We start from the raw sequence: 14,986 nt of genomic DNA on the forward strand, positions 1-14,986 counted from the left end.
TATATACCTTGGGAGATTATTAGTTTATTGTATATGTAAAATACCATACTTTAACTACCAGGTCAACTCGTTGACTGATATTCATTTACTTACTTTAGAACTGAAAGTAAACGTAGTTAGACTTAAAATAGTAATATAAAACTATTAATTTCCTCTGATTATGTTTTTATTTGAAGTTTATTGATAACTTTGCGAAAAATAATGTAATAGCTGAATATTATATGAATTCAGCCAATTAAGGAATAAAGGAATATGAATGATAATCTACGTATAATAATAAGTGGTGGCGGTACAGGAGGACATATATTCCCTGCCCTTTCAATTGCAAACGCCATAAAAGAAGCCAGACCGGATGCAGAAATCCTGTTTGTCGGTGCCGAAGGCAGAATGGAAATGCAAAGAGTACCTGCTGCCGGATACAGAATAATAGGCTTGCCAGTAGCTGGGTTCGACAGAAAAAATCTGCTTAAGAACTTTGCAGTCGTTGTAAAGCTTATAAGAAGCCAAATGATAGCACGTAAGATTATCAAGGATTTCAATCCTCATGCAGCTGTTGGTGTAGGCGGTTATGCAAGTGGACCAACACTAAAAATGGCAGGTGCAATGGGAATACCAACACTTATTCAGGAACAGAATTCGTATGCCGGAGTCACAAATAAACTTCTAGCCGCAAAAGCTGAGAAAATCTGTGTGGCATATCCAGGAATGGAAAGATTCTTCAGTAAAGATAAAATCATAATGACTGGTAATCCTGTAAGACAAGGATTACTTGACAATAAATTATCAAAAGAAGAAGCTATTAAATCTTTCGGACTTGATCCGGCAAAGAAAACCATACTAATTATCGGAGGTAGCCTTGGAGCAAGAACACTAAACAATTGTGTAATGCATGCCATGAACGAAATAAAAGAATCTGATGTACAATTCATATGGCAAACCGGTAAATTCTATATCGAGGAAGCTAAAAGATGTTACTCTGAGGCAGGAAGTCCTAAAATGATTCATACTACAGACTTCATATCAGATATGAACTCAGCATATACAGCCGCCGACCTGGTGGTAAGTCGTGCTGGTGCAGGTTCAATATCTGAATTTTGTCTTTTAGGCAAACCGGTAATTCTGGTTCCTTCACCCAATGTGGCAGAAGATCATCAGACCAAGAATGCAATGGCTCTGGTAGACAAAAATGCCGCTGTCTATATAAAAGACTCCGAGGCTGACGGCAAACTAATAAGTACAGCCATTTCATTAGTAGCCGATAAAACAAAATTAGAGACTCTAAGTACGAACATAAAGAAGCTTGCATTCCACAATTCTGCTGCAATTATAGCCGAAGAGGTTTGTAAGTTGGCCGAAAAATATAAAAAAGAACATGAACATTAATTCTATAAAATCAGTTTATTTCATTGGTGCTGGCGGTATAGGTATGAGCGCACTGGTAAGATACTTTCTGTCGAAAGGCAAAAAAGTTGGAGGATATGACCGTACCCCAAGCGACCTTACAGAAAAATTGATTGAAGAAGGTGCAGATATACACTACGAAGAAAATATTGAATTTATACCAGAAGAATGTAAGAGTAAAAATTCTACTCTTGTTATATTCACACCTGCTATTCCTCAGGAACATAAAGAACTGGTATACTTTAAGGAAAATGGTTTTGAGATATTGAAACGTGCCCAAGTGTTGGGAATGATTACTCATACGGAAAAAGGATTGTGCGTAGCGGGTACACATGGAAAGACAACAACTTCAACCATGACAGCACACCTGTTGCACCAGTCACACGTAGGATGTAACGCTTTCCTTGGAGGTATTTCAAAGAATTATAAGACAAACCTTCTGCTTTCCGAAACAAGCGAATACGTTGTGATAGAGGCAGATGAATTTGACAGGTCTTTCCACTGGCTGACTCCGTTTGCCACTGTAATCACAGCCGTAGACTCTGACCACCTTGACATTTACGGCACACGCGAAGCATATCTTGAGAGTTTCAACAAATACACTTCGCTTATAACCCCGGGTGGGTACCTGATAGCAAAGAAAGGCATAGAACTTTCACCACGTGTTAAAGAAAGTGTCAATGTATTCTCATACGGCATAGGCGAAGGAGATTTCAGAGCTGAAAATATCAGAATCGGCAATGGTGAAATAATATTTGACTATGTTTCTCCATTAGGTAATATCAACGATATACAGCTGGGGGTTCCAGTCTACGTAAACATTGAGAATGGTGTAGCAGCAATGGCTTTGGCACAAATTGCCGGAGTTACTGACGAAGAAATAAAAAAGGCAATGCCTACATTTGATGGAGTTGACAGACGATTCGATTTCAAGATAAAGGAAGACAATATGGTATTCCTGAGCGACTACGCCCACCATCCGGCAGAAATAAAGCAAAGTATTTCTTCTATAAAAGCGCTATATCCAGAGAAGAAAGTGACTGTTATATTTCAACCTCACCTTTACACAAGAACAAGGGACTTCTACAGGGAATTTGCAGCAAGCCTTTCATTGGCAGACGAAATAATACTTCTAGACATATATCCTGCGCGTGAACTTCCTATAGAGGGGGTCAGCAGCCAGTTGATATTCGACTGTCTAGAAAACAAGGCGTCGGCCATTATGTGTAAAAAGGAAGATTTGGCAGATATAATAGCAAATAGGAAAATAGAAGTCCTTATTACACTAGGTGCCGGTGACATTGACAATATGGTTCCACAAATATATAATATACTGAAAAATAAATGATAAAACGAATTCTCATACTCTTAGCCTTGATTGCCACATCAATATACTTGATTATGGCAGTTACATTTTTTAATGCAGAACCGTCTGAACGGATTTGCAAGGGTATGGAATTGGAAATAAAGGACGATGTTGACTATGGATTCATAACACTTCGTGACATAGAAAGTACACTCAAACGTGAGAAGCTGTTACCTGTAGATGTAAAACAAAAAGACATTAACATACGAAAGATGGAAGAAACGCTTGAAAAAAGCCCTTTCGTGAAAGATGCCGAATGCTACATTACTGCAGGTGGAAAGGTCAAAATAGACCTTTACCAAAGAATCCCTCTTATGAGAGTTATGAGCAGCAATGGCGACAATTACTACATCGACAATGAAGGCAAGGCAATGAAAGCTAACGGAAAGCCTGTTCATGTAGCAATAGCCACTGGATATATAGACAGGAAATTTGCTCAGGAAAAACTGTATGAACTGGCTCGTTTCCTTAAATCAGATGAATTTTGGGACGCACAGATAGAACAGATAAATGTGACAACAAAACAAGAAATTGAACTTGTTCCAAGAGTTGGAAACCATATCCTTTTCATAGGGAAACCTGAAATGTACGAAACAAAATTTAAAAAACTCAAGGCTTTCTACACAGAAGGACTAAATAAAGTGGGATGGAATAAATATGAACGTATTAGTGTTGAATTCAACAACCAGATAATTTGCACAAAAAAGGAGTAACAATATATGGCAGCAACAGATTTCATAGTAGCAATAGAACTCGGTTCGACTGAGATTGCAGGTATAGCCGGCAAAAAAAATGCTGACGGCAGTATAAACTTATTGGCATATTCGTCGGAAAAGTCGGACGATTGTATAAAAAAAGGAGTAATCTATAATCTGGATAAAACCACACAGAAACTGACTTCTGTAATAAAGGATCTGGAGGCTAAACTTCAGGCAGGAATCAGGAAAGTTTACATTGGAGTGGGAGGTTTATCACTAAGAAGTATCAAGAATACTGAAGCCAGACAGTTGGGAGATGATGTAAGAATCTCTCAGGCCATTATAGACAGCATGATGGAAGCCAACTTGGATACTCCTCTTATGGATTATGAAATACTGGCAGTCGAGACTCAAGAATATAAAGTTGGTAACAATCTGCTGACAGAACCTGTAGGTACAACTGCAAGCAATATTGAAGGTAATTATCTTAACATAATAGCCAGGCCTTCAGTAAAACAGAATATCAAACAGTGTCTGGCACATACCGGATATGAAATAGCAGGTTTCACAATATCACCGATGGCAACGGCAGAAACCGTACTGACTACAAATGAAAAAAGATCCGGATGTGCACTTATTGACTTCGGTGCAGATACTACAACTGTTGCTATTTACAAAAACAATTTGCTACGCCATGTATGCGTTATACCTTTGGGTGGAAACAACATCACTAAAGATATCTGCAGCAAACAAATTGAAGAGGATGATGCAGAGCTTATTAAATTAAGATATGCTTCAGCATATACAGAACATAAAGAAGGTGAAGAAATACAGGATACAGAGTTTACTTTAGACGGCAAATGTTCTATAATGTCAAGAACTCTTGAAGACATTGTAGAGGCCAGAATAAACGAAATAATCTCAAACGTATTCAACCAAATAAAACTATCAAACTATAGTGAAGGGCTTATGGCTGGTGTAGTAGTTACGGGAGGCGTCTCAAATATGCCTAACATAGACAAAGCTATAACCAACATAACAAAAATAGAGAAAGTAAGAGTTGCACATACTGGCGAAACTAACCTTATTGGCAATATAAACTTTCCTGAGAACGGAAAGTCGAATACTCTGATAGGTATTCTTTTGTCCGGAGAGGAAAACTGTTGCAGAGTTGATCCAAAGAAAGGACATCAACTTGATTTTAAAGAAGAGACTGTCCCTACTGAAAATGAAGAAAAGGAGAAAGAAGAAACAACAAGTAATATCGATGAAAAAGAGACTCAGGAAACAACAGCAACTGTTGTAGAAGTAGTTGATAATACAAAGGAATGCCATCAACTTGTTATTTCTGCTTCACAACTGATACTTAGCAGAAGCTACTCTCAGGCATTGGAAGTTCTTAATAAAGCCAAATTACTGAATGTAGAGTCTAAAGCCCGTGAAATAGATTCTCTTGAAAAAGAGGCTAAAAGATTACTTGAAGAAGCCGAAAGGGTAAAAGCCATTAAAGAGGCACAACAACAGGCCGAGAGACAAAGAGAAAAACTAAAGAAAGATGAATGTGACAAGATTCTTGAAGAGGCCGTTGAACTCATAGAAAAAGAGCATTACAAGACTGCTAAAGAAAAACTGGATGCTGCCAAGAAATACAATATACCAGAATGTAACCTTGTGATAGAAGATCTTGAAGAAAAGATTATCAAGACACAAAGGAACAAGAAAAGAAGTATATTCGACAGAATAAAACAGGGTATGAGCAAAGCTTCGGAAGAATTTTTTGAAGGGATAAAATGATATAAGTTTGTTAGTTTTTAGTTTATAAGTTTGCAGAAAACAACTAACGTTAAGCAAAACAGAACTAAAAGACATAGAACACATTAATACATAAACTTAAAAGCCAAAAGATATGTCAGATGAAACAACAATGCCTTTCGATTTTCCGAAAGACGTACAGCATATAATAAAAGTCATAGGAGTAGGTGGTGGTGGAGGTAATGCCGTAAACCATATGTACAGAGAAGGTATACACGATGTGAACTTCGTAGTGTGTAATACAGATAATCAGGCATTAGACGAATCACCTGTTCCTATAAAGTTACAACTCGGAAGTGAAGGTCTGGGAGCCGGCAACCGTCCGGAAAGAGCCAGAGCAGCTGCCGAAGAGAGTATAGAAGAAGTGAAAGACATGCTAAACGACGGTTGCCGCATGGCTTTCATTACTGCCGGTATGGGTGGTGGAACAGGTACCGGAGCAGCACCAATAATTGCCAAGGCTGCTAAGGACATGGACATACTTACAGTAGGTATTGTTACCATTCCTTTCCTTTTTGAAGGAAACAAAAAAATAGACCAGGCACTGGATGGTGTTGAGGAAATGAGCAAACATGTTGATGCACTCCTTGTAATAAACAATGAAAGACTTCGCGATGTATACTCGGACATAAGCGTTATGAATGCTTTCGGAAGAGCTGACGACACTCTGTCTGTTGCCGCAAAGAGTATAGCAGAAATCATCACTTTAAGAGGTAAGATAAACCTCGACTTCAACGATGTGAAAACAGTGCTTAAGGATGGTGGTGTGGCTATCATGAGTACCGGCTACGGTGAGGGTGAAGGAAGGGTGACAAAAGCCATTAGCGATGCACTGAACTCACCATTACTGAACAACAATGACATTTTCAATTCAAAGAAAGTGCTGTTTGTCATTACTTATAGTCCAACAAGCGAACTTATGATGAACGAAATGGATGAAATCCACGACTTCATGAGCAAATTCGGAAAGGACTTTGAAACAAAATGGGGTCTTTACGAAGACAGTTCACTTGAATCGAAAATCAAATTCACTATCCTGGCTACAGGCTTCGGTATTTCTGATGTTCCAGGAATGGACAATGTAATGCAGAAACATACAAGAGAGGAAGAAGAACGTCTGGCAGAACAGGAAGAGATAAGACAAAAGAAAGAAGACCGCAGAAGCAACTACTACGGAGCAAACATCGTAAGGACAAACAGAAAAAGAAGACATCATCTTTATGTGTTCAGTCAGGAAGACCTCGACAACGATGATATTATAAGTATGGTAGAAACGATACCAACATACAAAAGAACCAAGAGCGAACTTGAAAGCATACAGTCGAAAGCTGCAATGCAGGAAACCCAGTCACAGGGTTCAGAATCCAACAATTCTGAAAGTACTGTTATCAGCTTCTTCTAATGCAAACGAAATCAAAACTTAAAAACTCACATATTATGGATTTATTCGAACAGATCAGTAACGATATCAAAGAAGCCATGAAGGCTAAGGACAAAGTAAAACTCGAAACTTTGCGTAATGTAAAAAAATTCTTCCTTGAAGCAAAAACAGCTCCGGGAGCAAACGACACACTTACAGACGATGCTGCACTGAAGATAATGCAGAAACTTGTGAAACAAGGAAAAGATTCTGCAGCCGTATACGAAAGTCAGGGACGTGCAGATTTGGCTGAAAATGAAATGGCTCAGGTACACGTTATAGAAGCTTACCTTCCTAAACAGCTTTCTGCAGAAGAACTGGAAGCTAAACTGAAAGAAATAATTGAACGTACCGGAGCTAAAGACGGCAAAGATATGGGCAAGGTTATGGGAGTAGCATCTAAAGAACTTGCAGGTCTTGCAGAAGGTAGAGCTATTTCTGCAAAGGTTAAAGAGCTTTTGGGCTAATAATCATTACATAAAGGAACAAGAATAATACAAAAAATACGGTATATATATTATGAGACTAATTGCTATTAATTCATAATTTATATACCGTTTTTTTACAACTTAAATCAAACATTTATGAGCGAATACTTCTTAGAGGCACATAACATAGTGAAGAGTTATGCAAACCATACGGCACTTAACGGTGTCAGCATAAATGTACCTAAAGGACAAGTTTTCGGATTGCTGGGACCTAATGGTGCTGGAAAGACCACACTTATCAGAATCATCAACCGAATTACAGCACCCGACTCAGGCGAGGTCTACTTCAATGGTCATCTGTCACAAGCGGACGACATATACAACATTGGCTATCTGCCAGAAGAAAGAGGACTATACAAGAAGATGAAGGTGGGCGAACAAGCTATTTATCTTGCCCAGCTCAAAGGATTGGACAAACGCGAAGCAACAAAACGTCTGAAAGAATGGTTCGACAAATTCGAAATCACACAATGGTGGGACAAAAAACTGGAAGAGCTGTCAAAAGGTATGCAACAGAAAGTGCAATTCGTAATCACCGTACTCCACAAGCCTCAGCTACTGATATTCGACGAACCTTTTTCAGGTTTCGACCCTGTTAATGCTGAACTTCTGAAGAGAGAGATACTGGAACTCAAGAACCAGGGACACACCATTATATTCTCTACCCACAACATGTCGTCTGTAGAAGAGATTTGCGACAACATTGCACTTATAAATCACTCACAGGTGGTACTGCAGGGTGAAGTGAACGAGGTACGTTCGCAATTCAAGACCAATACTTATAAACTGGGATTACACATCGGTGAAGAGTTATCAACCAACAGTATGTTCGAAATCCTTTCATCCGAAATCAAAGGCGGAGAACAGATATTTACTATCAGGAAGAACAGCGACCTGAGTAACTCACAACTGCTAGCCGGCATTGCTGCTGAGAATGAGATTTCATCATTTAGCGAATGCCTGCCTTCTATGAACGAGATTTTCATCAGAACTGTGGAGAACAGCAAACCGTAACATCAAACCTCAATTGATTATACAATATGAACAAGACATTCATTATAATTCACCGCGAGTTCATGAACCGCGTGAGCAAAAAATCATTTATCATACTGACTGTTCTTATGCCGTTCATCTTCGCAGCACTGATATTCGTACCGCTGATGCTTTCGATGGTAAAGAGCGACGAACAGAAAAACATTGCCGTGATAGACCATACAGGAAAATACTTCCCAATGATGGCAAATGACGAATCTTATCTTTTCTTCCCTGAAGAAAAGATGAAAGATGAGTTCCGTACAGACACTACCGTCTACAGCGCTGTAATAGAAATCACAGCCGACCTGATAGAGAATCCTGATGCGGCAGCCATCTATTCGCGCAAGGAGATTCCACAGGGACTGTCACGAATAGTGAACAATGCCATCAACGAACAGATCCGTCACGACAAACTGGTAAGCTACAATATTCCCCAGTTGCAGAGGATTATGAACGATTTTGATCAGACCTACAGTATACGCACAATCAAATGGAGCGACGACGGCAGCGAGAGCGAATCGAATGCTGGAGTAGCAGTAGCAGCAGGTATGATACTGACATTCCTCATCTATATGTTCGTAATGTCATACGGAGGTATGGTAATGCAAAGTGTGATGGAAGAGAAGACTAACCGTATCGTAGAGCTTATGATTTCGTCAGTACGCCCGTTCCAACTCATGATAGGCAAAATCATAGGAATAGGCCTCGTAGGAATACTTCAGCTTGCTATTTGGGGAGTAATGCTCGCAATAATAATCACCGTAGCAGGATTAATGTTCGGAGTATCAGCTATGTCAAATCCTGATGTTATGATGACTGCAACTTCAACTCCTATGCCTGAGGCATCAGAAGCAAATGCCATACTTGCATCTATCAACAACCTTAATCTGCCGGCACTGGGTGGTATCTTCGTTCTGAACTTTATAGGCGGATATCTGGTTTATGCCTCAATATTTGCAGCGATAGGCGCGTCTATCAATGAAGCAGAAGATTCACAGCAGTTCATGACACCAATAATTTTCCTTCTGGTGTTCGCACTCTATGCCGCAATCTACAGTGCAGAAAATGTCGACGGTCCACTAGCTGTATGGTGCTCTATGATACCATTCACTTCGCCTGTAGTTTCCATGGTGCGTGTTTCGCTGGATGCTCCGGGATGGCAAACTGCCCTATCACTTGTTATTCTCTATGCTTCAGCATTCACACTAATATGGCTAGCAGGCAAGATTTATAGAGTAGGAATACTTATGTATGGCAAAAAACCTTCGCTGAAAGAGATGATAAAATGGATAAGCTATAAATAAATTTGTTGCTACCGACATCTGTCGGCAAACAAAAACAATACCCGTTGGATAGTTAAGCATACAATAACTTAATTCTGCCAACGGGTATTCTTATATAAAAAGCTCCTGCAATACCGATAGAGACTTTAGTTCCGGGAAATCCGGTAAATGCAACCGGTAATATTCGTTTATAATATCCAGACACCTGTTTCTCTCCATACGGTTCATGGCAAACAGATGCATATTGTCGTATTTCATACGCATCAGATTGACTATACGCGCCGATTCATCCGGATGGAGGAACATCCCATGAAAAGGTTTCTCCATTGTGAAACATGCATTCATCATATCAAAATAAGCTCCTTCCACATAATCCTCAGTGTTAGGATAAAGCCCTAAAAACCTCGACAGACGAATGAGGAACACAAGATGGAAGTTTGAAAAACTTTTCTCGCAGGCATCAAGCCACATCACCGAACCGGACAAATACGAAAAAAGAGCCTCATCTCTACCCTCTTCTTTTAAGGCACGGAAAAGAAACTCTGAAAGGAACATCGCTATTCCTGATTTATACGGATTATATGGAAGTGAAGCGAATACATGCCAAAGCCGGGCTTCACGAACAGGATGTAATGAAGAACATGGACGGATATCAGCTTCCAGTTCAACCATTGCCAAAGGCTGAAACAACAAACTTATGGAACCATGCTTCTTCGAACGTGAAGCAGACACAAGAAAAGACATTCGCCCATTCTCCAGTGTAAAAACATGAGCGATATTTTTTGTGTCATTATACTTGAATGAACATAATACTATTCCCTTATATCTCTGCAACATATCAATACAAAGTTATCAATAAATTACGAAACACTGAAAACAGTTGCAAAGTTATTTATACAATTGGCGTATTTCTTTTCCTATATAATAAAAGCCTCTGCAAAGACTTAAAAAAAACATGGCCGCGTTTTATATTAAATGACACCGCATTTTAATTAAAACGCGGCCACATTTTGTTTTATTTATTGCAGCATCTACAATCAATCAATTTCCAGCCCAAGCGCTTTGGCTACTCCACGACCGTAAGCCTCATCGGCTTTCATACAGTTGTCAATGTGTCTGCGCTTGATTTCTACAGGTATGTCACCCATAGCACGGGCGGTGTTCTCAAACAATACCTGCTGCTGTTCAGGTGTCATCAGACGGAAGAGAGCTCGCGGCTGTGAATAATAGTCTGTATCGTCCTCACGGTAATCCCACTGATATGCGGCTCCGTCAAGTTCCAAAGGCGGTTCTTTGTATTCAGTCTGGTTCATCCATTCACCGAAGCTGTTAGGCTCGTAACCGATGGTAGAACCGTGATTCCCGTCCACACGCATCTGTCCGTCGCGATGATACATATTCAGGAACGGACAACGGCTGCGGTTTACAGGTATCTGATGATGATTCACACCAAGGCGGTAGCGCTGGGTATCGCCGTATGAGAACAAACGTCCCTGAAGCATACGATCAGGCGAGAAACTGATTCCCGGAACTACATTTGCAGGATTGAAAGCTGCCTGTTCCACATCGGCAAAATAGTTTTCAGGATTGCGGTTGAGTTCCATGATACCTACCTCTATCAGCGGATATTCTTTATGCGACCATACCTTAGTCAGGTCGAACGGATTGTAAGGACAGTTTCTTGCCTGTTCTTCTGTCATAAGCTGTACGAACATCTTCCATTTCGGGAAGTCACCTTTCTCGATACTTTCGTACAAATCGCGCTGATGGCTCTCACGGTCTTTGGCAATGATGGCCTCGGCTTCCTGGTCAGTCAGATTCTTGATTCCCTGCATAGTGTGAAGATGGAATTTCACCCATGTGCGTACACCTTCGGCATTAATAAACGAGAATGTGTGGCTTCCATATCCGTGCATATGTCTGTATGAATACGGAATACCTCTGTCGCTCATCGTGATTGTTACTTGATGTAGTGCTTCGGGTAGCAGTGTCCAGAAATCCCAGTTGTTCTTAGGGCTGCGCATATTTGTGCGAGGATCGCGCTTAACGGCATGATTCAAATCAGGGAATTTAAGCGGGTCGCGCAAGAAGAATACCGGAGTATTGTTTCCCACAAGGTCCCAGTTGCCTTCCTCTGTATAGAACTTAATGGCGAAACCTCTGATATCACGTTCTGCATCGGCAGCTCCGCGTTCTCCAGCCACAGTAGAGAAACGGACAAAGAGTTCTGTCTCCTTGCCTACTTCTGAAAAGATGGCTGCTTTAGTGTACTTGGTAATATCATTAGTAACGGTGAATTTTCCGAAAGCGCCCGAACCTTTCGCATGCATACGTCTTTCAGGAATTACCTCTCTGTCAAAATGTGCCAGTTTCTCAAGAAACCACACGTCCTGCAAAAGCATAGGGCCTCTTTTTCCGGCAATAGCCACGTTCTGATTGTCGGCTACCGGTGCGCCTTGGGCTGTAGTTAGTTTTTTCGTTTCCATAAATACCTACTTAATTATTTAGTTAACATGTTACTATGTATAAAAATATCTAGTTTAGTTTTGTCTTCATCAGTCAAATGGGCAGTCTTCGATTTCAAAAAAACATGTTTTCGTTTTCTTGTCATGTTCATAGCCCTACTCATCCTGCTGTACATACTTCCTGTCCTTATCTTGTAAGTAGTAAAAAACATAACTTTGTGTTCATCTATAAAATCTGCAACAGATTTACTGAAATCTATCCATTTGCGATGAGGATGCTGCCCTATAACAAACCAGCCGCAAGTCCAACACCCCGATAACACAATGTCTGATTTCAACAATCTCTGTTTGTCGAAATCCGAAATTGAAGATAAACTGACATCAAGTCCTTTCGACCACAGATACATAGCAATCTCTCTGGCATATGCTGCCGTCCGGCCGGTATGGCTATAGTATAAAACCGTCGCTTTCATAATCGTTATTCCTTAACTATTACGACTCTGCTGTTTGGCAAATCAGGTATATAGATGTATCCTTCTTTAACTGAAATATCTGCAGGGCCTATCAAAGGACTGTCAAGACTGATATTGACAGGAGCGACGGAACGGTCGGAAAGGCTTACTTTGCTTACAGAAGCCGGAGCCCAGTTTGTGATATATATGTAATTTCCGTCGGTAGATGTTGCAATACCGTCATACTGTCCTGCAATATCGACAAACTTCTCAAGTTTAGGATTAGCCATATCACCTATCTTATATATAACATTCTTTCCTGTTGTATTTCCATCTGCAGGATAAGATGCTACATACATGCTGCCGTTATTAATGAGCAAACCGTTAGGGCCAGGCACTTTCAGCCATTCTTCAGGAGTATAACCTTTATCACCGCTGATATCTATTCTGAATATACGGTCCGAATTTGTAACAGAAGCATACAGGTATTTACCGTCGGCAACAAGGTCGTTTACGAACAGATGCCCTTCCGGCAACCTGATAACTACAGGCTTAGATGTCTTATTAACTGTGCTATAAACTACAATCTTGTTTACATCACAGACAAAGAGTCTGTCTCCTTGTGCAAGCATTCCCTTTGGAGCGGACAGATTTCCGTCAGTAGGAATAAACGTCTCCGTTTTTCCATCCTTATAATACATTATATATCCCTTGCCTTCATCATTCAACGGATTCAAATTCTCAGTTCCGAAATTGGCTATAAGAATACCATTGTTATAAGGTAATGTACTTTCGCAAAAACGTAAACCGTCATTTACAACACTCAATCCTGCCTGTGCTGAAACATATCCACAGACTCCCATAAACATAATAGTCAATAAACTTTTCATACGCATTTAAAATTTGTAACAAATATAAATATGCAAAAGATATTTTACTATATTTGCGAAATTCTATTTTCCGATAACAGTTATTGATAAAAACGATAAAGCCTAAATGGAACTAAGACAACTGAAATATTTTGAGAAAGCCTGCGAACTGAAAAACTTTTCCGAAGCATCAAGAATGCTGCATATCTCACAAAGTACTCTGTCGCAACAGATCAAGCAACTGGAAGACGAACTCAATGTTCTGCTTTTCGACAGAATTGGCAAAAGAATAATACCAACCGAAGCCGGACTTGCCTTCCTGCCTTTTGCAAGAAACTCCATTCTTGAGGCAGAAAACGGGAAACAGATTATAAAGGATTTGAAAGGTATCATGACAGGCACCCTCAATATCGGTGTGACCTACAGTCTGAGCCATCTGCTGACATGTTCCATTACAGAATTCAAAAAGGCATACCCGGGAATAAAGGTCATTATAAATTTCGGCACGTCAAAAGAGCAGATAAAACTCCTTGAGAATAAGCATGTGGATTGTGTACTGTCGTTCGAACCGAAAGAAATCGATGAAGATTATGAGAAGATAAAACTATTCTCTTCGAGACTGTATTTCATAGTACACGAATCACACCCACTGTCTCGCCTGTCATCAATCTCGCTGAAAAGAATTCAGGATATTGACCTGATTCTGCCTGCTGTGGGATTTGCCACCAGAATGAAGACAGATGAGGTATGTTGCAAGAACGACATTATGCTCAATACAGTGATGGAAATAAACGATGTACAGACAATCATCCACCTAATTAGGAAAGGGAACTGGGGAACTATACTGACTAGAGCTGCCATAAAAGACGAACCTGATTTAAAAGCAATTCCTATATTATCGGCCGAAATACTGACATCACAGGCTTACCTGTTTTGGCCCAAAGGTAGCTACAGAAAAAAATCGGCAATAGAATTTGCCGAATACGTACAAAAGGCAGTAAAATACGAATAACACTGAAGTCTACAAATATATTTAAACATCCGAAAACAGATACAAACGGTATTTAACTACAATAAAAAACTTTTTATTACCTCTTTAGAAAAAAAATAATACAGAAGTTTTGGTATTTTGAAAAAACTTCATACCTTTGCATCCGCAATCGAGAAATAATAACCTCGGCAACATCGGAAAATCCGATATAGGATGGCCCGTTCGTCTATCGGTTAGGACGCAAGATTTTCATTCTTGAAAGGGGGGTTCGATTCCCCCACGGGCTACAAATAAACAGTATAACGAACAATATTAAAGATTAGTCGAGATGGCAAATCACAAATCATCTATCAAAAGAATTAGACAGGAAGAAAAAAGAAGACTTCACAACAGATATTATGCTAAGACTATGCGTAATGCTGTGAGAAAACTTCGTGCTACATCAGACAAAGCTGAAGCAGTAGCATTGTATCCAAAAGTACAGAAAATGTTGGATAAATTGGCTAAGGTTAACATTATCCACAAGAACAAGGCTGCTAACTTGAAGTCAAAATTAGCTGCACACATCGCTAAGATTGCTTAATTTTAGTACCTTAAAAAGATATTAAGGCTAGGTTTCTACCTAGCCTTTTGTCGTTTATACACTTCGCATTCTGAAGCACGGTGAAAATCAAAAAACATGCTGATTTTCACCTTTTTTTTGGCT

At 39.8% G+C, this 14,986-nt stretch carries 14 protein-coding genes and 1 tRNA gene; 11 read left to right on the forward strand and 4 right to left on the reverse strand.

Going from position 1 to position 14,986, the window contains the following annotated elements; genetic code table 11:
- Positions 1 to 252 precede the first annotated feature (252 nt).
- The 8 genes from murG to I6E11_RS02040 all read left to right on the forward strand — a co-directional run bounded on the left by murG (position 253) and on the right by I6E11_RS02040 (position 9,524).
- Positions 253 to 1,383, forward strand: coding sequence for an undecaprenyldiphospho-muramoylpentapeptide beta-N-acetylglucosaminyltransferase (murG, locus tag I6E11_RS02005; RefSeq protein ID WP_235336155.1), 1,131 nt, complete (start codon positions 253 to 255; stop codon positions 1,381 to 1,383).
- Positions 1,373 to 2,749 carry a UDP-N-acetylmuramate--L-alanine ligase gene (murC, locus tag I6E11_RS02010; RefSeq protein ID WP_235336156.1) on the forward strand — a complete coding sequence of 459 codons (1,377 nt, stop codon included), beginning with the start codon at positions 1,373 to 1,375 and terminating at the stop codon, positions 2,747 to 2,749. The genes murG and murC overlap by 11 nt, the downstream gene beginning before the upstream one ends.
- Complete coding sequence (locus tag I6E11_RS02015; RefSeq protein WP_235336157.1) at positions 2,746 to 3,480, forward strand: cell division protein FtsQ/DivIB; 735 nt, start codon at positions 2,746 to 2,748, stop codon at positions 3,478 to 3,480. Before murC ends, I6E11_RS02015 begins: the two co-directional genes overlap by 4 nt.
- 6 nt (positions 3,481 to 3,486) lie before the next feature.
- Complete coding sequence (ftsA, locus tag I6E11_RS02020; protein WP_235336158.1) at positions 3,487 to 5,259, forward strand: cell division protein FtsA; 1,773 nt, start codon at positions 3,487 to 3,489, stop codon at positions 5,257 to 5,259.
- 112 nt (positions 5,260 to 5,371) lie between these two features.
- Positions 5,372 to 6,679, forward strand: a complete 1,308-nt coding sequence (gene ftsZ, locus I6E11_RS02025) for a cell division protein FtsZ (protein ID WP_235336159.1) — start codon at positions 5,372 to 5,374, stop codon at positions 6,677 to 6,679.
- Positions 6,680 to 6,714: 35 nt separating this feature from the next.
- A complete protein-coding gene (locus I6E11_RS02030) occupies positions 6,715 to 7,164 on the forward strand; it encodes a GatB/YqeY domain-containing protein (RefSeq protein WP_235336160.1) in 450 nt (149 codons plus the stop codon).
- Positions 7,165 to 7,281: 117 nt separating this feature from the next.
- Positions 7,282 to 8,199, forward strand: coding sequence for an ABC transporter ATP-binding protein (locus I6E11_RS02035; protein ID WP_235336161.1), 918 nt, complete (start codon positions 7,282 to 7,284; stop codon positions 8,197 to 8,199).
- Positions 8,200 to 8,225: 26 nt separating this feature from the next.
- Positions 8,226 to 9,524: an ABC transporter permease gene (locus I6E11_RS02040; protein ID WP_235336162.1), complete on the forward strand. Its 1,299-nt coding sequence runs from the start codon at positions 8,226 to 8,228 to the stop codon at positions 9,522 to 9,524.
- 90 nt (positions 9,525 to 9,614) lie between these two features.
- Here the strand turns inward: I6E11_RS02040 and recO are convergent, their stop codons facing one another.
- From recO to I6E11_RS02060, 4 genes are all read right to left on the reverse strand, one after another.
- Complete coding sequence (gene recO / locus I6E11_RS02045; protein ID WP_235336163.1) at positions 9,615 to 10,340, reverse strand: DNA repair protein RecO; 726 nt, start codon at positions 10,338 to 10,340, stop codon at positions 9,615 to 9,617.
- 200 nt (positions 10,341 to 10,540) lie between these two features.
- On the reverse strand, positions 10,541 to 11,989 hold the full coding sequence (locus I6E11_RS02050) for a catalase (RefSeq protein WP_235336164.1): 1,449 nt from the start codon (positions 11,987 to 11,989) through the stop codon (positions 10,541 to 10,543).
- 14 nt (positions 11,990 to 12,003) lie between these two features.
- Positions 12,004 to 12,441, reverse strand: coding sequence for a flavodoxin family protein (locus I6E11_RS02055; protein WP_235336166.1), 438 nt, complete (start codon positions 12,439 to 12,441; stop codon positions 12,004 to 12,006).
- A gap of 5 nt (positions 12,442 to 12,446) precedes the next feature.
- Positions 12,447 to 13,310, reverse strand: coding sequence for a YncE family protein (locus tag I6E11_RS02060; RefSeq protein WP_235336167.1), 864 nt, complete (start codon positions 13,308 to 13,310; stop codon positions 12,447 to 12,449).
- 106 nt (positions 13,311 to 13,416) lie between these two features.
- Between I6E11_RS02060 and I6E11_RS02065 the strand changes: the two genes are divergently transcribed.
- The 3 genes from I6E11_RS02065 to rpsT all read left to right on the forward strand — a co-directional run bounded on the left by I6E11_RS02065 (position 13,417) and on the right by rpsT (position 14,863).
- Positions 13,417 to 14,301, forward strand: a complete 885-nt coding sequence (locus I6E11_RS02065) for a LysR substrate-binding domain-containing protein (protein ID WP_235336168.1) — start codon at positions 13,417 to 13,419, stop codon at positions 14,299 to 14,301.
- Positions 14,302 to 14,495: 194 nt separating this feature from the next.
- Positions 14,496 to 14,567, forward strand: a tRNA-Glu gene (locus I6E11_RS02070).
- A gap of 41 nt (positions 14,568 to 14,608) precedes the next feature.
- Complete coding sequence (gene rpsT, locus I6E11_RS02075; RefSeq protein ID WP_204507762.1) at positions 14,609 to 14,863, forward strand: 30S ribosomal protein S20; 255 nt, start codon at positions 14,609 to 14,611, stop codon at positions 14,861 to 14,863.
- The last annotated feature ends 123 nt before the right edge of the window (positions 14,864 to 14,986 follow it).

It is taken from the genome of Bacteroides caecigallinarum (genome assembly GCF_021531075.1).
GTDB classification, from domain to species: Bacteria; Bacteroidota; Bacteroidia; order Bacteroidales; family Bacteroidaceae; genus Phocaeicola; species Phocaeicola caecigallinarum_B.